Raw genomic sequence first — 19971 nt, forward strand, 5'->3', positions numbered from 1 at the left:
ACCGTTGACGGCAAGCCACTCAGCCGTCACATCGAACGTCGCTCTAACTTCCGGGCGGCCGCCGAAGGAGACCTGCCATGCCGACAGAACAGTGTCTCGGGGTGGCGCCGGTCTCCCTGCGCACCGGCACCACCCTGTCGACCTCCTCCGGCGCCCAGTTCGGCGTGCGCGGCCGGCCGGTCGGCTCGGTGGTCGGGCCGACACCGAGCGCGGTGGCGTACGGCGTCGTCTCACCCTGCTCGCCGCGGCGACCGCCGCGGGCGCTGTGTACGGCTACCGGGTGCTGCTCGCCATGTACCGCGTGCTCGCGGTCGGCATGACCGCCCTGCTCATCCTCGGCGTGATCGCCTACGCCCCGCACGGCTGTTCCGGGAAGATCGATCCACAGGCCGCCAACGGCCGTTCCCCGCCCGCCGGTTCGCGAAGCCGGCGGACGGGGAACGGGAGGTGGGCAGCGGGAGGCGGCCGGTGAGGGGCGGGCCCCGGCGGGCGGCTACGCCAGCGCGTGCATCCAGCCGTGCTTGTCCTCGGTGACGCCGCGCTGGATGTCCAGCAGGGCCTGGCGCAGCTTCATCGTGACCTCGCCGGGCTCGCCGCCCGACTGCTTCCACTCGGCGCCCGCGCGCTTGACGGTGCCGACCGGGGTGATGACGGCGGCCGTGCCGCAGGCGAAGACCTCCGTCAGCGTGCCGTTCTCGGAGTCGCGCTGCCACTGGTCGATGGAGACGCGGGCCTCCTCGGCCTCGTAGCCGAGGTCGCGGGCGACCGTCAGCAGCGAGTCACGGGTGACGCCCTCCAGGATCGAGCCGCTGAGGGACGGGGTGACGATCCTGTCGCCGTAGACGAAGTACAGGTTCATGCCGCCGAGTTCCTCGACCCACTTGTGCTCCACGGCGTCGAGGTAGCAGACCTGGTCGCAGCCCTTGGCGGCGGCCTCGGCCTGGGCGAGCAGGGAGGCCGCGTAGTTGCCGCCGGTCTTGGCGTCGCCCGTGCCGCCCGGGACGGCGCGGACGCGGTCCTCGGAGGCCCAGATGGAGACCGGCTTCACACCGCCGGGGAAGTACGCGCCGGCCGGGGAGGCGATCACGAGGAACAGGTACTCGTTGGCGGGCTTGACGCCCAGCCCGACCTCGGTGGAGATCATGAACGGGCGCAGGTAGAGGGACTCCTCGCCGCCGTGCGCCGGCACCCATGCCTTGTCCTGGCGGACCAGGACGTCACAGGCCTCGATGAACGTCTCGACGGGCAGCTCGGGCATGGCCAGACGACGGGAGGACGCCTGGAAGCGCCTGGCGTTCCTCTCCGGGCGGAAGGTGGCGACCGAGCCGTCGGGCCGGCGGTAGGCCTTCAGGCCCTCGAAGATCTCCTGCGCGTAGTGCAGCACATGCGTGGCGGGGTCCAGGGGGATCGGCGCGTACGGAACGAGCTGGCCGTCGTGCCAGCCCCGGCCCTCCGTCCACCTGATGGTCACCATGTGGTCGGTGAAGTGGCGGCCGAATCCGGGGTTGGCCAGGATGGCCTCCCGCTCCGCGTCGGAGAGCGGGCCGGCCGATGGCTTGAGCTCGATCGTGGGCGTCGTCATGAGTGAGTGTCCTTCACCGAGTGTGTTGTGACGGGCCGCGCTCACGCCCGTCCGGCCGGTGGCCTGTGCTTGGACGTCCGAGCATTCCCTCATACCGCGGCACCGCGTTCGATTATCGCGCGGAGCCGACGGCGGAAGAAAACGGGGTGAATACGGCCCAGGGACTGATGGTGGCACCCGGCGGCGGACAGGGGGAAGCCGCCGGGCGCTGATGCGACCCGACAGCTTCGAAGTTTTCGAGTGGCTGGGGGCACCCCCTGCACGGAGTGCTTGGGGGAGGGTCAGCCCGCTACTCGTACGCGGAGCGCGTCACCGATCTCGGCGGTGCTCCGCGCGGGAAGCGCGCCCCGCTCCGCGAGGTCGGCGGAGACCGCGTCCTCGATACGGGTCGCCTCGGACTCGTAGCCGAGGTGGCGCAGCAGCAGGGCGACGGACAGGACCGTGGCGGTGGGGTCGGCCTTGCCCTGGCCCGCGATGTCCGGAGCCGAGCCGTGGACCGGCTCGAACATGGACGGGAACTCGCCGCTCGGGTTGATGTTGCCGGAGGCGGCGACGCCGATGCCGCCGGAGACGGCCGCGGCGAGGTCGGTGATGATGTCGCCGAAGAGGTTGTCGGTGACGATGACGTCGAACCGCTCGGGCTGGGTCACCAGGTAGATGGTGGCCGCGTCGACGTGGACGTACTCGGTGGTGACCTCGGGGTACTCCTCGGCCACCTTGTTGAAGATGTTCGTCCACAGGTGGCCCGCGAAGGTCAGAACGTTGTTCTTGTGGACAAGCGTGAGCTTCTTGCGCGGACGGGCCTGGGCGCGCGCGAAGGCGTCGCGGACCACACGCTCGACACCGAAGGCCGTGTTGACGGAGACCTCGGTGGCGACCTCGTGCTCGGTGCCCTTGCGGATGGTGCCGCCGTTGCCCGTGTACGGGCCCTCGGTGCCCTCGCGGACGACGACGAAGTCGATCCGCGGGTCGCCCGCCAACGGGGAGGCGACACCGGGGAGGAGCTTGCTCGGGCGCAGGTTGACGTGGTGGTCGAAGGCGAAGCGGAGCTTGAGCAGGAAGCCGCGCTCCAGGACGCCGGAGGGCACCGACGGGTCGCCGATGGCGCCGAGCAGGATGGCGTCGTGCCGCCCGAGCTGCTCCAGGTCGGCGTCGGTGAGGGTCTCCCCGGTGGCGTGGTAGCGCCGGGCGCCGAAGTCGTACTCCTTGGTCTCCAGCTTCACGTCCTGCGGTAGGGCGGCGGACAGGACCTTCAGGCCCTCGGCCACGACTTCCTGGCCGATTCCGTCACCGGGGATCACTGCGAGATCGATGCTGCGAGACATGCCGGCACCCTACTCCTCGTCCCATGGGATGACACGGAGCGTCCGCGATCCGGACACTCCGAGGATGACTCCCGGGGGCTCAGTGGCCCGTCTCGCCACCGTTGTCACGACGGTCGAGGGCGCGCTGGAGGGCGGCTGCGGCGTTCTTGCGGTCGGACTCGCCGGCACGGGTGGTGTGACGGACACGGCGGCGCAGAGCGGTTGCGGCCATGGGGAATCAGCTCCTTCGGCACACGTGGAGTGCGGATGAGAAAAGAGAGACGCCGGAAGGGGGCGGGGAGCGGTGCCGCAGGGGTGTCCTGCGCGGGGCCCGGCTCACGACCGCCATTCGCTTGATCAGCGAGACGTTCGGCTCCTTCAAAGCTAAGCGAGGAACGGGCGCCTGTCTCCACCATTACTCGGACTTCCTACTATCTGAGACGGCGCGTCGGCGGACCCCCCGCCGAGCTGCCCTTTTCTCCGAACAGGGGTTCACAGCGCCGCCGCCACCGCCCGGCGAAAGCCCTGGGGTTCCTCGACCCAGGGCATGTGCCCGGCATCCGGGAGGGCGACCCGGCGCACCCGGGGCAGGGCCCGCTCCAGGGAGTCGACCGCCGTGCGCGGGCGGATGTCCCTGCCGCCGTCGACGATCACGACCGGCAGGTCGAGGCGACGGCAGGCGGCGTCGAGCCCGGACCTGCCCCAGGTCCGCTTCCGCTCCGCGTTCAGTCCCTGGTTGCACTCGTGGTTGATGCCGAACCAGGGGTCGGCCATGCGCTCGGCGAGCACGAGTGCCCGCTTCTGGTCCGCGAAATCGGCCGACCACTGGAGCACGGCCCGTTCCCGGTCCTCCGCCTCCGTCCGCCGCGGCCGGTCCGTCAGCTCCTGCCACCGGGCGAGGCGTTCGGGGTGCTCGCCGAGCCGGGCCAGGAAGTTCCGGCGGTACGCGGGATGCCAGTCCTCGTCCGGCCCGATCCCCGTTCCGGCCACGTACACCAGCGCGCTCACCCGCTCCGGATGCGCCAGCGCGTAGCTCAGGGCGAGCTGTGCGCCCCAGGAGTGACCGAGCAGGGCCATCCGGTCCAGACCGAAGTGACGGCGCACGGCATCGAGGTCGGCGACGAAGCGCTCGCTCGTCCATGGACCCGCGCAGCGCTGCGAGCGTCCGCAGCCGCGCTGGTCCCAGCGGATAACCGGGGTCACGCCGGCCGGCAGCCCGGCCAGGTCCCCGAACATGTCCCACAGGCCGGGGCCGCCGTGGCACAGCACCAGCGGGGTGCCGTCCGGGCCCGAACGTTTTGCCCACAGACGCACTCCGTCGTCCGTCTCCACCATGTCCTCCACCGCTCGCGTCACGGGGAGAGTCTGCCCCGGCGGACATGGAGATGGAGACGGGCCGGGAAGCCTGCTCGGGGGCAGGCTTCCCGGCCCGTGCCAGGGAGGGCTGGTCAGCCCATGTGGGGGTAGCCGTAGTCGGTCGGCGCGACCAGGGTCTCCTTGATGGCGCGGGTCAGGGTCCAGCGCATCAGGTTCTGCGGGGCGCCCGCCTTGTCGTTGGTGCCGGAGGCACGGCCGCCGCCGAAGGGCTGCTGGCCGACCACGGCGCCGGTCGACTTGTCGTTGATGTAGAAGTTGCCGGCCGCGTAGCGCAGCTTCTCCATCGTGTACGCCGCCGCCGCGCGGTCGCCCGCGATGACCGAGCCGGTCAGGGCGTAGTCCGACACCGACTCCATCTGGGTCAGCATCTCGTCGTACTTCTCGGCCGAGCTGTCGTCGTAGACGTACACCGCGAGGATCGGGCCGAAGTACTCGGTGCGGAACACCTCGTTCTCCGGGTCGGTGCACTCGATGACGGTCGGGCGGACGAAGTAGCCGACCGAGTCGTCGTAGGTGCCGCCCGCGACGATCGTGCAGGACGGGTCCTGCCCGGCCCGGTCGATCGCGGCCTTGTTCTTCGCGAAGGAGCGCTCGTCGATGACCGCGCCGATGAAGTGCGACAGGTCGGTGACGTCACCCATGGACAGGGAGTCGACCTCGGCGGCGAACTCCTCCTTGAAACCGGAGTTCCAGATCGACGCCGGGATGTAGGCGCGGGAGGTGGCGCTGCACTTCTGGCCCTGGTACTCGAAGGCACCGCGGGTCAGCGCGGTCTTCAGCACCGCGCGGTCGGCCGACGGGTGGGCGACCACGAAGTCCTTGCCGCCGGTCTCGCCGACCAGGCGCGGGTAGGCGCGGTACTTCTCGATGTTGTTGCCGACCGTCTTCCACAGGTACTGGAAGGTCTTGGTCGAACCGGTGAAGTGGATGCCGGCCAGGTCGCGGTGGTTCAGGGCCACCTCGGAGACCTCGATGCCGTCACCGGTCAGGAGGTTGATGACGCCCTTGGGCAGTCCCGCCTCCTCCAGCAGCTTCATGAGCAGCACGGCGGCGTGCGTCTGGGTCGGGGACGGCTTCCAGATCACCACGTTGCCCATGAGGGCCGGCGCGGTGGGCAGGTTGGCCGCGATCGCCGAGAAGTTGAACGGCGTGATCGCGTAGACGAAGCCCTCCAGCGGACGGTGGTCCATACGGTTCCACACGCCCGGGGAGTTGGCCGGGGGCTGCTCGGCGAGGATCTGACGGGCGTAGTGGACGTTGAAGCGCCAGAAGTCCACCAGCTCGCAGGGGCTGTCGATCTCGGCCTGCTGCGCGGTCTTGGACTGGCCGAGCATCGTGGAGGCGGCGATCGTCTCGCGCCACGGGCCGGACAGCAGCTCGGCGGCGCGCAGGATGATCGCGGCGCGGTCGTCGAAGGACATCGCGCGCCAGGCCGGGGCCGCGGCGAGTGCGGCGTCGATGGCGTCCTGGGCGTCCGCCTTGGTGGCGTTGCGGTAGGTGCCGATGACGGCCTTGTGGTTGTGCGGCTGGACGACCTCGAAGGACTCGCCGCCACCCGGGCGCTTGACGCCGTCGATGGTGCAGGGCAGGTCGATCGGGTTCTCGGCCAGCTCCTTGAGCTTGGCCTCCAGGCGGGCACGCTCGGGCGAGCCGGGGGCGTAGCCGTGCACCGGCTCGTTGACGGGGGTGGGGACCTGGGTCACAGCGTCCATCAGTTCCGAACTCCTTGACTTGAGCGGGGTTGCGAGCGGGGTGCGGCGGCTCAGCCCTTGCTGACCATGCTCCGGAGGAAGAAGCGCAGGTTGGCCGGCTTCTCCGCGAGGCGGCGCATGAAGTAGCCGTACCAGTCGGTGCCGAAGGCGGTGTAGACGCGCATGCGGTGGCCCTCGGCGGCCAGACGCAGGTGCTCGTCGCTGCGGATGCCGTACAGCATCTGGAACTCGTACTCGTCGAGCTTGCGGCCGGCGGTGCGGGCCAGTTCCTGCCCGATCGAGATCAGACGCGGGTCGTGGGAGCCGATCATCGGGTACCCGTCGCCCTGCATCAGAACGCGCAGGACACGCACGTACGCCTTGTCGATCTCGTGCTTGTTCTGGTAGGCGACCTCGGCGGGCTCCTTGTAGGCGCCCTTCACCAGGCGGACCCGGCTGCCGTTCGCGGCGAGGCGGCGGGCGTCGGCCTCGGTGCGGAAGAGGTAGGCCTGGATGACGCAGCCGGTCTGCGGGAAGTCCTTGCGCAGTTCCTCGTGGATGGCGAACATCGAGTCGAGGGTGGTGTGGTCCTCGGCGTCCAGGGTGACCGTCGTGCCGATGGCGGCGGCGGCCTCGACGACCGGGCGGACGTTCTTCAGCGCCAGCTCGTGGCCGTGCTCCAGGGCCTGGCCGAACATGGACAGCTTCACGGACATCTCGACCTTCGGGCCGAGCTCCAGGTCCTTGATCCGGTCGATCAGCTCCAGGTACGCGTCCCGTGCGGCGGCGGCCTGCTCGGGGGTGGTGATGTCCTCGCCGACCACGTCCATGGTCAGTTCCAGGCCCCGGCCGGTGAGGTCCTCGATGATCGGGACGATGTCGCCCACGGTCTCGCCCGGGATGAAGCGGTCGACGACCTGCTTCGTCCCCGGGGCCGCCGAGATCAGGCGTCGCATCCGGTCGCTGCGCGACGCGGCGAGAATCACGGGACCCAGCACGGGGCACCTCCACACGAACAAGCAACAAGGCCGCGACCCCACGGTTCGGGGGCGGCACGGAGAACCACCGTGAAAGTAAAGGTTTCCTCAGATCGTCGGCCATCGACAGCTGTCACGCATCCGCGCCCGTGATCTCAGACAGATGTATGAAGGCTCCGCGGAAATGCGGGAGAATGCCCGAGTGACATCCAGTGACAGGGGTGACTACCAGGAGCTGGTCGACGAGATCTCGGAGCTGCTCGGCGCGCCGGCCACCCTGGAGAACCGGAACTTCGAGCTGATCGCCTTCGGCGCCTACGACAGCGAGGGCGACCTGGATCCGTCCGCCCTGGACCCGGTGCGCACGCGCTCGATCCTCACCCGCCGCTCCACGTCGGCGGTCCGCCACTGGTTCGAGGGCTTCGGCATCACCCGGGCGACCGGTCCGGTGCGGATCCCGCGGACCCCGGAGGCGGGCGTGTACCGGGGGCGGATCTGTCTCCCGGTCCGCCATCGTGGTGTCGTCCTCGGCTACGTCTGGCTCCTGGACTACGACCCCGGGCCCACCGAGCGGCAGCTGGCCGCGGCCATGCTGGTGACCGGACGGATCGGCGCGCTGCTGGCCGACGAGGCCCAGCACGGCGCGGACCTCACCCGGGAGCTGCGGGCGGTGCTGACCGCCGAACCGGGCTGGCCGCGGGACATGGCGGTGGCGGAGTTGCGGACGGCCCTGGGCGTCCGCGCGGACGGACCGCACACGGTGGTGTGCGTGGCCCCCTGGCCGTCGGCGGACCCGGACGACGCCCCCTCGGTGCGTACCCTGCCCGGCGCCAGGGCACTGTGCGCGATCCCCTGGGGTGGGGGCACCTCCCACACCCTCACGGCAGTGGGGGAGGCCGGGCAGAGCCTGGTGCTGCTGGTCGGCCTGCGCTCCACGGACACCCTGACACCGGCGGTGTCGGCGGCGACCCGCCTGCTGGAGCGGGCGGCGGCGCCGGGGCCGCCGGGCGGTGCCGGACGTACCGCCGCGGGAAGCGCACGCGGTGGCGCCGGGGCCGGACAGGCGGCACGCCCCGAAGGCGGCTCCGGCGCCGGGAGCGGCGGGGGCGCCCAGGACGCGGCGGCCGGGCGGGACGGCGGCCCGGGCCGGAGCACCGGGGGAGGTTCGCACGGCGGGGTGGCCGCCGGGATCGCCGCGGCGCGGACGGGGCTCGCCGGGCTTTGGACCGCGTGGGCGGAGGCCTCGGCGGCGGCGCGCGCCGCGCTGGCGGAGCCGCGGCTGGGCCCGGTCGCGCAGTGGGCGGCCATCGGGCCCTACCGGCTGCTCACCTCGCTGCCGCCGGAGGCCGCGCACGACCCCGCCCTGCACGCGCTGCTCTCCCCCGCCCACCGGGATCTGGCCCGCACCGCGGAGGTCTACCTCGACTGCGCGGGCCAGGCCGGGCGCACCGCCGCCGAGCTGGGCATCCACCGCCAGACCCTGTACTACCGGCTGTCCCGCGTGGAGCAGCTCACCGGCCTCGACCTGGACGACGGCGAGGACCGGCTGCTGCTGCACATGGCACTGAAGGCGGCGCGGCTCTAGGGATTGCGCCCGGTGCCCGCGATCACCCGGCGCAGGCCCTCGGTGAGCTGGTGGGCGTCGGTCGCCGTGTCGGGATCGAAGAGCCACTGCACCATGAGGCCCTGAAGGAGCGTCTGGTAGAGCCGGCCCTCGGTGTCAACGGTCTCCTTGTCGAGGTCGGCCTCCGGGACACCGTTGAACAGCGGGACGATCCCTGACCGGCCCTCCTCCTGCGCCTGGGCGAGCAGCTTGCGCACCGCGGGCACCCGGTCTCCCTGGAGGATGAGCTCGAAGCTCAGCAGCCAGACGGCACGTGTCTCCGGCACCGAGCGGATGATGTTCGCCCATACCTCCCGGAAGCGCTCCAGCGACCCGGGCGGCGCCTGGGCGACTCCGCCCGCGCCCCAGCCGGGTTCAGAACCTTCACCCATCCCCTCGATGAGGGAGATGTACGCCTGCACCAGCAGCGCGTCCTTCGAGCCGTAGTGGTAGCCGATCGACGCGAGGTTGGTCCCCGACTCCTTCACGATGTCCCGCGCGGTCGTGCGCAGGAACCCCTTCTGCAGCAGGCAGCGCTTGGCGCCCTCCAGCAGGTCCTCACGGTGTCCCATGCCGGCCACCCTACCCGCGATCCATACAGCCGTCCTAGACAACTGATTTATACGAGCGTTCTAGACAAGCGTTTTATACGCCCGTACATTGCTGGGCATGACGAACTCGACGAGCACCACCACGACCCCGCCGACCGCGGACCGGCCACGCGCCGGGCGACGGGAATGGACCGCTCTCGGCGTGCTGATGCTGCCGCTGCTGCTGGTCTCGATGGACGTCTCGGTCCTGTACTTCGCCATCCCGGCGATCAGCGCCGACCTGGAGCCCAGCGGCACCCAGCAGCTGTGGATCTTCGACATCTACGCCTTCGTCCTGGCCGGCCTGCTGATGACGATGGGCTCGCTCGGCGACCGCATCGGCCGCCGCAGGCTGCTGCTGGTCGGTGCCGCCGCGTTCGGAGCCGCCTCACTGGTGGCGGCGTACGCGGACAGCGCCGGGACCCTGATCGCCGCCCGAGCCGTCCTCGGTATCGGCGGGGCGACCCTGATGCCGTCCACGATGGCGCTGGTCCGCACGATGTTCATCGACCCCACCCAGCGCGCGAAGGCGATCGGCGTCTGGTCGGGCGTGATGACCGCGGGGATCGCGCTCGGCTCCGTGCTGAGCGGCGTGCTGGTCCAGTTCTTCTGGTGGGGCTCGGTGTTCCTGGTCAACCTGCCCGCGATGGTGCTGCTGCTGGTGCTCGGCCCGTTCCTGCTGCCCGAGTCGAAGAATCCCGAACCGGGCCGCTTCGACCTGCTGAGCGTGCCCCTGTCCATGGCGGCGGTGCTGCCCGTGATCTACGGCCTGAAGAAGATCCCGTCCGAGGGCGTCCACCCGCTGTACGTCGTCTCCGTCACCGTCGGCCTGCTCTTCACCGCCCTCTTCGTGCGCCGTCAGCGCACGGCGGCCTCGCCGATGATCCCGCCGGCCCTGTTCCGCGGCCGGGGCTTCGCGCCCGCGGTGGTCCTCAACCTCGTGTCGTCCTTCGCGATGATGGGCTCGGCGTTCTTCACCACGCAGTACCTCCAGTCGGTGCTCGGCAAAAGCGCGATGGAGGCGGCCCTGTGGGCGCTGCTGCCGTCCGTGCCGATCGGAATGGCCGCCCCGGCGGCCGCCGCGCTGGTCCAGAAGGGCGTCAACCGGGCCTACGTCGTGACGGCGGGCTTCGCGATCGCCGCCGCGGGATACGGCATGCTGGCCCTGGCAGGCCCGGACTCGCTCTGGCTGGTACTGGCCGCGGCCGGAGTCCTCGCCTCCGGCATCGTGGCGGTGCTGTCCCAGATGACCGACCTGGCGCTGAGCGCGGCCCCGGTGGAGAAGGCGGGCGCGGCCTCCTCGCTGCTTGAGACCGGCGCGGAGTTCGGCGGCGCCCTGGGCATGGCGGTCCTCGGCTCGATCGGCACGGCGATCTACCGCCATGGAGTCCCGTCCTCCGCCCCGGCCGCGGCGCACGAAACCCTGGGTGGCGCGCTGGCCGTCGCCGGCCACCTGCCGGGGCGCGCGGGAGACGCCCTGGCCACCGCCGCCCGGGAGGCGTTCACCAGCGGAATGCACGGCGCGGCGCTCACCGGCGCGGTGGTCCTGCTCCTCGCGGCGACCGGAGCGGCGACGACACTGCGCCGCGTCCACGTCCGAAAGACGGCGGCACCGGGCACGGAGACGGAGCCTACGAAGGCCGCGGCCTGAGAACACGAAAACGCCGGGCGGGCTCAAGCGGCCCGTCCGGCGTTCGAGGCATCCCGTTCAGGGGGACGGGGCCCGGGGGCAGCGCCCCCGGAACGGTGACCTCAGACCAGGTTCACCGAACGAGCAGACGTCGCCCCGATCTCCTCGGCGACCTCAGCCAGCACCCCGGCGGGCACGGTGTCGTCCACCGTCAGCACCGCCAGGGCCTCCCCGCCGGCCACCGCACGGGCGACCTGCATACCGGCGATGTTGATGCCTGCCTCACCGATGACGCGACCGACGGTGCCGACGACGCCGGGGCGGTCCTCGTAGCGCAGGACGACCATGTGGTCGGCGAGCGCCAGGTCGACGTCGTACTCACCGACGGCGACGATCTTCTGGAGGTGCTTGGGGCCGGCCAGCGTGCCGGAGACGGAGATCTCCTCGCCGTCCCCGAGCGTGCCGCGCACGGTGACGACGTTGCGGTGGTCGGTCGACTCCGAGCTGGTGGTCAGGCGCACCTCGACGCCCCGCTCCTGGGCGAACAGCGGCGCGTTGACGTAGGACACGGTCTCGTCGACGACGTCCTCGAAGACGCCCTTGAGCGCGGAGAGTTCCAGCACCTTCACGTCGTGCTGGGTGATCTCGCCGTACACCTCGACGTCGAGGCGGACCGCGACCTCGCCGGCGAGCGCGGTGAAGATGCGGCCGAGGCGCTCGGCGAGCGGCAGGCCCGGCTTGACGTCCTGGGCGATCACGCCGCCCTGGACATTGACCGCGTCCGGCACGAGCTCACCGGCGAGGGCGAGGCGGACGGACTTGGCGACGGCGATGCCGGCCTTCTCCTGGGCCTCGTCGGTGGAGGCGCCCAGGTGCGGGGTGCACACGACCTGGTCGAACTCGAACAGCGGCGAGTCCGTGCACGGCTCCTTGGCGTACACGTCCAGACCGGCGCCCGCCACCCGGCCCTCCTTGAGGGCCGTGTACAGCGCCTCCTCGTCGACGATCCCGCCGCGCGCGGCGTTGACGATGCGCACGCTCGGCTTGACCTTGTGCAGCGCCTCCTCGCCGATCAGGCCGAGGGTCTCGGGCGTCTTGGGCAGGTGCACGGTGATGAAGTCGGAGACCTCGAGCAGCTCGTCCAGCGTCAGTACCTTGACGCCCATCTGCGCGGCCCGCGCGGGCTGCACGTACGGGTCGTAGGCGACGACCTTCATGCCGAAGGCGGACATGCGCTGGGCCACCAGGGCGCCGATGCGGCCGAGGCCGACGACACCGAGGGTCTTCTCGGCGAGCTCCACACCGGTGTACTTGCTGCGCTTCCACTCGCTGTTCTTCAGCGCGGCGTTGGCCTGCGGGATGTTGCGGGCGGTGGCCAGGAGCAGGCCGCAGGCCAGCTCGGCGGCGGTCACGATGTTGGAGGTCGGGGCGTTGACGACCATCACGCCGGCCTTGGTGGCGGCGGAGACGTCGACGTTGTCGAGGCCGACGCCGGCTCGTGCGACGACCTTGAGCTTGTTCGCCGCGGCGACGGCCTCGGCGTCGACCTTGGTCGCCGAGCGGATCAGGATCGCGTCCACGTCGGCGATGGCGGGGAGCAATTCGGCCCGGTCGGCGCCGTTGCAGTGCCGGATCTCGAAGTCCGGGCCGAGCGCGTCGACGGTCGCGGGCGACAGCTCTTCAGCAATGAGTACGACGGGTTTCGAGCTCACGTGAGTCCTCACAGATCTGGGGGCACCTCCCATGCCTTGAAAAGCTAGGGGGGAGCATGCGGACGGCCGTGTCCCGACGGCCGCAGGCGGAGGAGGGGGCTAGCCGCGTGAAAGACGCACGACGCTGTGGGCCTGACGCGTTGTAGTTCCGAAGTGTAATGGCGCGGCGTGCATCGTATTGCGCCACTGCGGAAGGATCACCCGTCCGTGGCTGGACGGGCAGGACAACGCCGCGAACCGGCCACGGGGCGGCGGCGGGTCCGGGTTCGCCGAAGGGGCCGGAGCAGCAGTGCTCCGGCCCCTTCGGCGTGAGGCTCACGCCTCCTCGTCCACCCAGCTCATGAGCTTGCGCAGCTGCTTGCCGGTGGTCTCCAGGAGGTGCTCGGAGTCCTGCTTCTTGTACTCGTTGTACTTCTTCAGACCGCCGTGGTACTCGTCCATCCAGGTGCGCGCGAAGGAGCCGTCCTGGATCTCGGCGAGGACCTTCTTCATCTCGGCCTTGGTGGCGTCGGTGATGATGCGCGGTCCGGTGACGTAGTCGCCCCACTCGGCGGTCTCGGAGATCGACCAGCGCATCTTCTCCAGGCCGCCCTCGTACATGAGGTCGACGATCAGCTTCAGCTCGTGGAGGCACTCGAAGTAGGCGATCTCCGGCTGGTAGCCCGCCTCGACCAGGGTCTCGAAGCCGGCCTTCACCAGCGCCGCAGTGCCACCGCACAGCACGGCCTGCTCACCGAACAGGTCGGTCTCGGTCTCCTCGGTGAAGGTCGTCTTGATGACACCGGCGCGGGTGCCGCCGATGCCCTTGGCGTACGACAGGGCCAGCGCGAAGGCGTTGCCCGAGGCGTCCTGCTCGACGGCGACGATGCAGGGAACGCCGCGGCCCTCCTCGTACTGGCGGCGCACCAGGTGGCCCGGGCCCTTGGGGGCGACCATGCAGACGTCCACGCCGGCCGGGGGCTTGATGAAGCCGAAGCGGATGTTGAGGCCGTGGCCGAAGAACAGCGCGTCGCCGTCCTTCAGGTGCGGGGCGATGGACTCCTCGTAGACCTGGGCCTGGATCGGGTCCGGCACCAGGATCATGATGACGTCGGCCTCCGCGGCGGCCTCCGCCGGGGTGACCACGCGCAGGCCCTGCTCCTCGGCCTTGGCCTTGGAGCCGGAGCCCTCGTGCAGACCGACCCGGACGTCGACACCGGAGTCACGCAGCGACAGGGCGTGGGCGTGGCCCTGGCTGCCGTAGCCGATGACCGCGACCTTGCGGCCCTGGATGATGGACAGGTCGGCGTCAGCGTCGTAGAACAGCTCGGCCACTTTGGGTTCTCTCCTTGGTGTGCAGTTTGTGCTTCCCACCGTATGCCGGTGGGGGGACGGGAGGACGGGGAGTCTCGGTATCCGGGCGGCCGGTGTCACCCGACCGCCCGGACCCGGATCACGCGGAGCGGTCCAGGGCGCGCAGCGACCGGTCGGTGATCGAGCGGGCGCCGCGTCCGATCGCGATCGTTCCGGACTGCACCAGCTCCTTGATGCCGAACGGCTCCAGCATCCTGAGCATGGCCGACAGCTTGTCGCTGGAGCCGGTGGCCTCGATGGTCACGGCCTCCGGGGAGACGTCGACCGTCTTGGCGCGGAACAGCTGGACGATCTCGACGATCTGGGAGCGCGTCTCGTTGTCGGCGCGCACCTTCACCAGGACGAGTTCGCGCTGCACGGCCTGCGACGGCTCCAGCTCGACGATCTTCAGCACGTTGACCAGCTTGTTGAGCTGCTTGGTCACCTGCTCCAGCGGGAAGTCCTCGACGCTGACCACGATGGTGATGCGGGAGATGTCGGCGTGCTCGGTGACGCCCACCGCGAGGGAGTCGATGTTGAAGCCGCGGCGGGAGAACAGGGCGGCGATCCTGGCGAGGATGCCGGGCGTGTTCTCGACGAGGACCGAGAGGGTGTGCTTGGACATGTTTCTCACTCAGCTCTCTGTCAGTCGCCGTCGTTGTCGCCGAAGTCGGGACGGACGTCCCGGGCGGCCATGATCTCGTCGTTGGAGGTGCCGGCCGCGACCATCGGCCAGACCATCGCGTCCTCGTGGACGATGAAGTCGACGACGACCGGGCGGTCGTTGATCGAGTTCGCCTCCTCGATGACCTTGTCGAGGTCCTCCGGGGACTCGCAGCGGATGGCGTAGCAGCCCATGGCCTCCGACAGCTTCACGAAGTCGGGGACGCGGGTGCCCTTGGCCTCCGGGTTGACGTCGCCCGGGCCGGAGTGCAGCACCGTGTTGGAGTACCGCTGGTTGTAGAACAGGGTCTGCCACTGGCGGACCATCCCGAGGGCGCCGTTGTTGATGACGGCGACCTTGATCGGGATGTTGTTCAGCGCGCAGGTGGTGAGTTCCTGGTTGGTCATCTGGAAGCAGCCGTCGCCGTCGATCGCCCAGACGGTCTTCTGCGGCTGGCCGGCCTTGGCGCCCATCGCGGCCGGGACGGCGTAGCCCATGGTTCCGGCGCCGCCGGAGTTCAGCCAGGTGGCGGGCTTGTCGTACTGGATGAAGTGCGCGGCCCACATCTGGTGCTGGCCGACGCCCGCGGCGAAGACCGTGCCCTCGGGTGCGAGTTGCCCGATGCGCTCGATGACCTGCTGCGGGGAGAGCGAGCCGTCCCCGGGCTGCTCGTAGCCGAGCGGGTAGGTGTCGCGCCAGCGGCCGAGGTCGTTCCACCAGGCGGTGTAGTCGCCGCGGTGGCCCTCGCTGTGCTCCTTCTGGACGGCCTGGATCAGGTCGGCCAGGACCTCGCGGGCGTCCCCGACGATCGGCACGTCGGCGGCGCGGTTCTTGCCGATCTCGGCCGGGTCGATGTCGGCGTGGACGATCTTGGCGTACGGGGCGAAGCTGTCCAGCTTGCCGGTGACGCGGTCGTCGAAGCGGGCTCCGAGGGCGACGATCAGGTCGGCCTTCTGCAGCGCGGTGACGGCGGTGACCGCACCGTGCATGCCCGGCATTCCCACGTGCAGCGGGTGGCTGTCGGGGAATGCGCCGAGCGCCATCAGAGTGGTGGTGACGGGCGCTCCGGTGAGTTCCGCGAGGACCTTCAGCTCGGCGGTGGCGCCGGCCTTGATGACGCCGCCGCCGACGTAGAGCACGGGCCGCCGCGCGGAGGTGATGAGCTTGGCCGCCTCGCGGATCTGCTTGGCGTGCGGCTTGGTGACCGGGCGGTAGCCGGGCAGGTCCATGACCGGCGGCCAGGAGAACGTCGTCTGCGCCTGCAGCACGTCCTTCGGAATGTCGACGAGGACCGGACCGGGGCGACCGGTCGAGGCGATGTGGAACGCCTCCGCGATCGTCTTCGGGATGTCCTCGGCCTTGGTGACCAGGAAGCTGTGCTTGGTGATCGGCATCGTGATGCCGACGATGTCCGCCTCCTGGAAGGCGTCCGTGCCGATCGCCTTGGAGACGACCTGGCCGGTGATCGCGACCAGCGGCACCGAGTCCATGTTCGCGTCGGCGATCGGCGTCACCAGGTTGGTGGCACCGGGGCCCGAAGTGGCCATGCAGACGCCGACCTTGCCGGTCGCCTGTGCGTACCCGGTGGCCGCGTGGCCCGCACCCTGCTCGTGACGGACGAGCACGTGGCGCACCCGCTCGGAGTCCATCATCGGGTCGTACGCGGGAAGGATCGTGCCCCCGGGAATGCCGAATACGGTGTCGACCCCGACCTCCTCGAGAGAGCGAATGAGGGACTTCGCACCCGTGACGTGCTCGGGCGCCGACGGGTGTCCTCCGGATCGGGGCCGCGGCTGCGGATGAGGGGCCCCGGTGGCCTGCTCGGTCATCGGCATTCTCTTCTCGATGCTGAGGGTTTTTGCGAGGTTTGGGCGGAGTTCGGGTGCCGCACGCCAGGTGCTCGTGCAACAAAAAACCCCTCGTGCCGCAAGGCAAGCGAGGGGAAGCGCGCCGGTGTGGTCGCTGGGTTCCGGATCGTCGTCCGGTGATTCCCAGCTCAGCCGACGCGCTGTCCAAGTACGAGAATTCGGGTGCGCATGGAAATGACCCTCCCTCCGGCACGCACCCGGTGTCAAGTGGGTGGGACGGGAGTCTCATCATGTGAGCGCAGGGCCGTCCCGCCTCCGAAGACGACGGGCACTCCCGCCGCCGTGTAGGCGCCGGTGCTCCCGCCGGCGAACACCGGCTCGGCCGGGCCGTGCGGCACCTGGTAGTGGCCCAGGGTGAGGGCCCGGCGCAGCCGGTACTCGTCCAGCGGGCCGGAGAACACCATGCCCTGGCCGTGGGTGCACCCCATCGCGCGCAGGGCCACGGCCTGCTCCGGCAGGTCCACGCCGTCGGCCACGGAGCGGAGCCCGAGGTCGCCGGCGATCCGGAGCAGACCACTGGTGATCTTGTGCAGCCGGGCGGACTCGACGACGCCCTCGACCAGGCTGCGGTCGAGCTTCAGCATGTCGACGGGGAGCCTTCTGAGGGCCGTGACCGCCCCGTGGCCGCTGCCGAAGCCGTCCAGCGCGATGCGCACACCGAGCCGCCGCAGGGTGGCCAGGCGCCGCTCCAGCTCGTCCAGCGGCACCCGCGGGTCGGTGTCGGACAGCTCGATCACCAGGGCACCGGACGGCAGCCCGTGCCGGGTGAGCAGGGCCTCGACGGTGCCGGGCGGCAGCGAGCGGTCCACCAGACGGCGGGCGCCCATCCGGACCACCACGGACACGCCCGGGCCGGTCGCGGCGGCACGCTCGGCGGCCTGCGCCACGGCCTCCTCCAGCATCCAGCGGCCCAGTTCGGCCGTCCTGTCGCTGTCCTCGGCCACCCGCAGGAACTCCGCGGGGGTGAAGAGCACGCCCTGCGAGGACCGCCAGCGCGCCTGGGCGGCGACCGACGTGATCCGGCCGTCGTCCAGGCGGACCACCGGCTGGTGCAGCAGGGTGAACTCGCCTTCGTGCAGGGCGTTTCTGAGCCGGGTGGCCAGCTCCGCCCTGCGGACGACGTCCTGCTGCATCTGCGGCTTGTACAGCTCGACCCGGCCCTTGCCCGCGGCCTTGGCGCGATACATGGCGAGGTCGGCGTTGCGCAGTAATTCCCCTGCGCCGAGGCCGGGTTCGGCGAAGGCCACTCCGATGGACGCGGCCACGCGGACATCGTTGCCGTCGATGGCGTACGGCTGCGACAGCGTCAGCCTGAGGCGGTCGGCGAGCTCCAGGATGTGCCGTTCGCGGGCGGTGCGGTCGCGGGTGCCGTCCCCGACGATCAGGGCCGCGAACTCGTCGCCGCCGAGCCGGGAGGCCGTGTCCCCGTGCCGTACCGCCTCATGGAGTCTGCGGGCGGCCTGGACGAGCAGCTCGTCCCCGGCCTGGTGCCCGATGGTGTCGTTGACGCCCTTGAAGCCGTCGAGGTCGATGAAGAGCACGGCCGTGCCGTGGTCGGTCGAGCGGCGGCCGGACAGGGCCTGCTGGACGCGCCTGGTGAACAGCGCGCGGTTGGGCAGGTCGGTCAGGGGGTCGTGCTCGGCGTTGTGCTGGAGCTGCGCCTGGAGGCGCACTCTCTCGGTCACGTCCCTGCTGTTGAAGATGAGGCCGCCGTGGTGGCGGTTGATGGTCGACTCCACGTTGAGCCAGCCGCCACCGCCGGACCGGAAGCGACACTCGATGCGCGCGGCGGGCTCCCCGACCGGGCTGGCGGCCAGGAAGCGGCGCACCTCGTGCACCACGGAGCCCAGGTCCTCGGGGTGGATGAGCCCGGCGAGTTCGGTGCCGACCAGATCCTCCGCCGGCCGCCCGTACACCCCGGCGGCGGCCGGCGAGACGTACCGCAGGATTCCGTTGGGCGCGGCGATCATGATGACGTCGCTTGAGCCCTGCACCAGGGAGCGGAAGTGGTTCTCCTGCTGGGCGAGTTCCTGGGCGAGCGCGATGTTGTCGCGCAGCACGAGGCCCTGGCGCACCACGAGCACCAGCACGACGGCGCCGGCGGTGATCAGCACCACGCGGTCGACGCTGTGGCCGATCAGCGCGTTGTACAGGACCCCCAGCGTGCACACGGCCGCGGCGAGGTAGGGGGTGAGGGCGGCGAGGGAGCCGGCGTCGGGCCGGCCGGCCGGATACCGGTCGTGGTCCGCGCCCGCTGCGGGCGGTCCGCCGGGCACGGGACGAGCGGCCCCGGGCTGCCGGCGGCCGGGCGCATGGTCGTCCGGAACGCGCGCGTGGTCCTCGCGGCCGTGCCCGTAGGCGTCGGCCACGCGCGCGTGCGCGGCGGCGCACCACGGATCGGGGTCGGGCCCGTCCGGCTGGTGCCCCTCCGGCCGGTGCTCCTCGCCCTCGGAGGGCTCCGCCTCGTACGGGCCCGCCTCGCGGCCCGTGCCGTGCCGCTCGGCGGCCGGTCCTTCGGGGTGGGGTGCCGCCCAGGGGGCGTACGCCAGGAGCAGGGAGCCGGCGAACCAGCCGGCGTCGAGCAGTTGCCCCGAGCGGTAGCTGTTGTGCAGCAGCGGCGAGGTGAACAGGGCGTCGCACAGCACGGTCAGGGCGAGAGCGCCGATCGCCGTGTTCACGGCGGAGCGGTTGATCGAGGAACGCCGGAAGTGCAGCGCGAGCACCATGGACACCAGGGCGATGTCCAGCAGTGGGTACGCCAGCGAGAGCGCGGTGTGCGCGACGCTGGAGCCGTCGAACTTGGCCGCCTGGGCGAGTGCCAGGCTCCAGGAGAGCGTGAGCAGCGAGCCGCCGATCAGCCACGAGTCCAGCGCCAGGCGCGTCCACCCGGCCCTGTTCGCCGGCCGCTTGGCGAGCACGAGCAGGCCGACGATCGCGGGTGGCGCGAAGCACAGGAAGAACAGGTCGGCGTAGCTGGGACTGGGGACGGACGTGCCGAGGACGACCTCGTACCACCCCCAGACCGAGTTGCCCAGGGCCGCCATCGCCGAGGAGAGGGCGAACAGCAGCCAGGCGGTTCGAAAGCGGACGTGGCGGCCGCGGGCGTACAGCGCGCACGAGACGGCGGCGGTGCCGGCCGCGGCGCTCAGCCCGAAGTCGCCCATGAACAGGGCGACCTTGCTGGAACCCCAGCCGCAGGCGGCACCGATGGCGTATCCCGCGCACACCAGTGCCAGCAGAAGCTGCGGGGCCAGTCTCGGACGGCAGTCGGCGGCCGCCGGCCGGGACAGCAGCACCCCCGGCGTGGGCGGCGTCCGCAGCGCGCCGTCGAACGCGGTCATGGCAGGCGGTGGAGGGCTCACCGGGACCTCCCGGTCCGCGCGGCCGGGTCCCCCGGCTTCCGGTGCGCCGGGTGGGCATGCCTCCGGCGGCCGCCGGGCCTGTGGTGGTGATGGGTGTGGTAGCTGTGGTGGCCGCGTCTGCGCGCGGCCGTGCGCCAGGGCCGCCGGTGGCGTCCCCGCCGCGTCGGATCGTTCGTCCATAGGCCGTGCATCGCCCGTCGCCCCCCTCGCAGTCTGAAATGTCCATCCCCGGCGCCGAACGGTGCGCGGCGCAGCCCCCGTCGGGACGATACACCAGAC

General features: G+C 71.0%; 14 protein-coding genes and 1 pseudogene. 3 read left to right on the forward strand and 12 right to left on the reverse strand.

What is annotated here, in order from left to right:
* Positions 1-101: 101 nt before the first annotated feature.
* Positions 102-358, forward strand: a pseudogene (locus tag ACIOWN_RS29380) (cytosine permease); the annotation flags it as partial.
* 135 nt (positions 359-493) lie between these two features.
* Here the strand turns inward: ACIOWN_RS29380 and ACIOWN_RS29385 are convergent.
* The 6 genes from ACIOWN_RS29385 to ACIOWN_RS29410 all read right to left on the reverse strand — a co-directional run bounded on the left by ACIOWN_RS29385 (position 494) and on the right by ACIOWN_RS29410 (position 6952).
* Positions 494-1582 carry a branched-chain amino acid aminotransferase gene (locus ACIOWN_RS29385; protein ID WP_362354192.1) on the reverse strand — a complete coding sequence of 363 codons (1089 nt, stop codon included), beginning with the start codon at positions 1580-1582 and terminating at the stop codon, positions 494-496.
* 281 nt (positions 1583-1863) lie between these two features.
* Entirely contained in the window at positions 1864-2907 is a 1044-nt protein-coding gene (locus ACIOWN_RS29390) for a 3-isopropylmalate dehydrogenase (RefSeq protein WP_362354194.1), read from the reverse strand.
* 79 nt (positions 2908-2986) lie between these two features.
* Positions 2987-3118 (reverse strand): hypothetical protein, encoded by a 132-nt coding sequence (locus ACIOWN_RS29395; RefSeq protein WP_100572114.1) that lies wholly within the window; start codon positions 3116-3118, stop codon positions 2987-2989.
* A 260-nt stretch (positions 3119-3378) separates the two neighbouring features.
* Positions 3379-4242 carry an alpha/beta hydrolase gene (locus ACIOWN_RS29400; RefSeq protein ID WP_362354196.1) on the reverse strand — a complete coding sequence of 288 codons (864 nt, stop codon included), beginning with the start codon at positions 4240-4242 and terminating at the stop codon, positions 3379-3381.
* A 92-nt stretch (positions 4243-4334) separates the two neighbouring features.
* Positions 4335-5975 carry an L-glutamate gamma-semialdehyde dehydrogenase gene (gene pruA / locus ACIOWN_RS29405; RefSeq protein WP_362354198.1) on the reverse strand — a complete coding sequence of 547 codons (1641 nt, stop codon included), beginning with the start codon at positions 5973-5975 and terminating at the stop codon, positions 4335-4337.
* A 50-nt stretch (positions 5976-6025) separates the two neighbouring features.
* Positions 6026-6952: a proline dehydrogenase family protein gene (locus ACIOWN_RS29410; protein WP_100572117.1), complete on the reverse strand. Its 927-nt coding sequence runs from the start codon at positions 6950-6952 to the stop codon at positions 6026-6028.
* Positions 6953-7115: 163 nt separating this feature from the next.
* On the opposite strand from ACIOWN_RS29410, the gene ACIOWN_RS29415 reads away from it, so the two are divergent.
* Positions 7116-8516, forward strand: coding sequence for a helix-turn-helix domain-containing protein (locus ACIOWN_RS29415; protein ID WP_362354200.1), 1401 nt, complete (start codon positions 7116-7118; stop codon positions 8514-8516).
* Here the strand turns inward: ACIOWN_RS29415 and ACIOWN_RS29420 are convergent.
* A complete protein-coding gene (locus ACIOWN_RS29420; RefSeq protein WP_362354202.1) occupies positions 8513-9106 on the reverse strand; it encodes a TetR/AcrR family transcriptional regulator in 594 nt (197 codons plus the stop codon). The genes ACIOWN_RS29415 and ACIOWN_RS29420 overlap by 4 nt on opposite strands.
* A 97-nt stretch (positions 9107-9203) precedes the next feature.
* Between ACIOWN_RS29420 and ACIOWN_RS29425 the strand changes: the two genes are divergently transcribed.
* The gene (locus tag ACIOWN_RS29425; protein WP_401983800.1) at positions 9204-10775 is read left to right on the forward strand and encodes an MFS transporter; all 1572 of its coding nucleotides are present in this window, start codon (positions 9204-9206) and stop codon (positions 10773-10775) included.
* Between the two features lie 101 nt (positions 10776-10876).
* Here ACIOWN_RS29425 and serA read toward each other — a convergent pair whose 3' ends face one another.
* From serA to ACIOWN_RS29450, 5 genes are all read right to left on the reverse strand, one after another.
* The gene (serA, locus tag ACIOWN_RS29430; protein ID WP_362354206.1) at positions 10877-12466 is read right to left on the reverse strand and encodes a phosphoglycerate dehydrogenase; all 1590 of its coding nucleotides are present in this window, start codon (positions 12464-12466) and stop codon (positions 10877-10879) included.
* A gap of 315 nt (positions 12467-12781) precedes the next feature.
* A complete protein-coding gene (ilvC, locus tag ACIOWN_RS29435) occupies positions 12782-13780 on the reverse strand; it encodes a ketol-acid reductoisomerase (protein WP_362354208.1) in 999 nt (332 codons plus the stop codon).
* A 118-nt stretch (positions 13781-13898) separates the two neighbouring features.
* A complete protein-coding gene (ilvN, locus tag ACIOWN_RS29440; protein ID WP_100572122.1) occupies positions 13899-14423 on the reverse strand; it encodes an acetolactate synthase small subunit in 525 nt (174 codons plus the stop codon).
* Between the two features lie 20 nt (positions 14424-14443).
* On the reverse strand, positions 14444-16291 hold the full coding sequence (locus ACIOWN_RS29445; protein ID WP_362354210.1) for an acetolactate synthase large subunit: 1848 nt from the start codon (positions 16289-16291) through the stop codon (positions 14444-14446).
* Between the two features lie 242 nt (positions 16292-16533).
* Positions 16534-19671: an EAL domain-containing protein gene (locus ACIOWN_RS29450; RefSeq protein WP_401983802.1), complete on the reverse strand. Its 3138-nt coding sequence runs from the start codon at positions 19669-19671 to the stop codon at positions 16534-16536.
* Positions 19672-19971: the final 300 nt, after the last annotated feature.

The sequence above is a fragment of the Streptomyces sp. NPDC087787 genome (genome assembly GCF_044743035.1).
Taxonomy (GTDB): domain Bacteria; phylum Actinomycetota; class Actinomycetes; order Streptomycetales; family Streptomycetaceae; genus Streptomyces.

What these genes read in the sequence shown, in the direction of transcription:
- ilvN (WP_100572122.1), bottom strand. Translation starts at nt 14,423, where the DNA reads ATGTCCAAGCACACCCTCTCGGTCCTCGTCGAGAACACGCCCGGCATC.
- ACIOWN_RS29425 (WP_401983800.1), top strand. Translation starts at nt 9,204, where the DNA reads ATGACGAACTCGACGAGCACCACCACGACCCCGCCGACCGCGGACCGG.
- ACIOWN_RS29385 (WP_362354192.1), bottom strand. Translation starts at nt 1,582, where the DNA reads ATGACGACGCCCACGATCGAGCTCAAGCCATCGGCCGGCCCGCTCTCC.
- ACIOWN_RS29420 (WP_362354202.1), bottom strand. Translation starts at nt 9,106, where the DNA reads ATGGGACACCGTGAGGACCTGCTGGAGGGCGCCAAGCGCTGCCTGCTG.
- ACIOWN_RS29450 (WP_401983802.1), bottom strand. Translation starts at nt 19,671, where the DNA reads ATGACCGCGTTCGACGGCGCGCTGCGGACGCCGCCCACGCCGGGGGTG.
- ACIOWN_RS29415 (WP_362354200.1), top strand. Translation starts at nt 7,116, where the DNA reads ATGCGGGAGAATGCCCGAGTGACATCCAGTGACAGGGGTGACTACCAG.
- ACIOWN_RS29390 (WP_362354194.1), bottom strand. Translation starts at nt 2,907, where the DNA reads ATGTCTCGCAGCATCGATCTCGCAGTGATCCCCGGTGACGGAATCGGC.
- ACIOWN_RS29395 (WP_100572114.1), bottom strand. Translation starts at nt 3,118, where the DNA reads ATGGCCGCAACCGCTCTGCGCCGCCGTGTCCGTCACACCACCCGTGCC.
- pruA (WP_362354198.1), bottom strand. Translation starts at nt 5,975, where the DNA reads ATGGACGCTGTGACCCAGGTCCCCACCCCCGTCAACGAGCCGGTGCAC.
- ACIOWN_RS29445 (WP_362354210.1), bottom strand. Translation starts at nt 16,291, where the DNA reads ATGACCGAGCAGGCCACCGGGGCCCCTCATCCGCAGCCGCGGCCCCGA.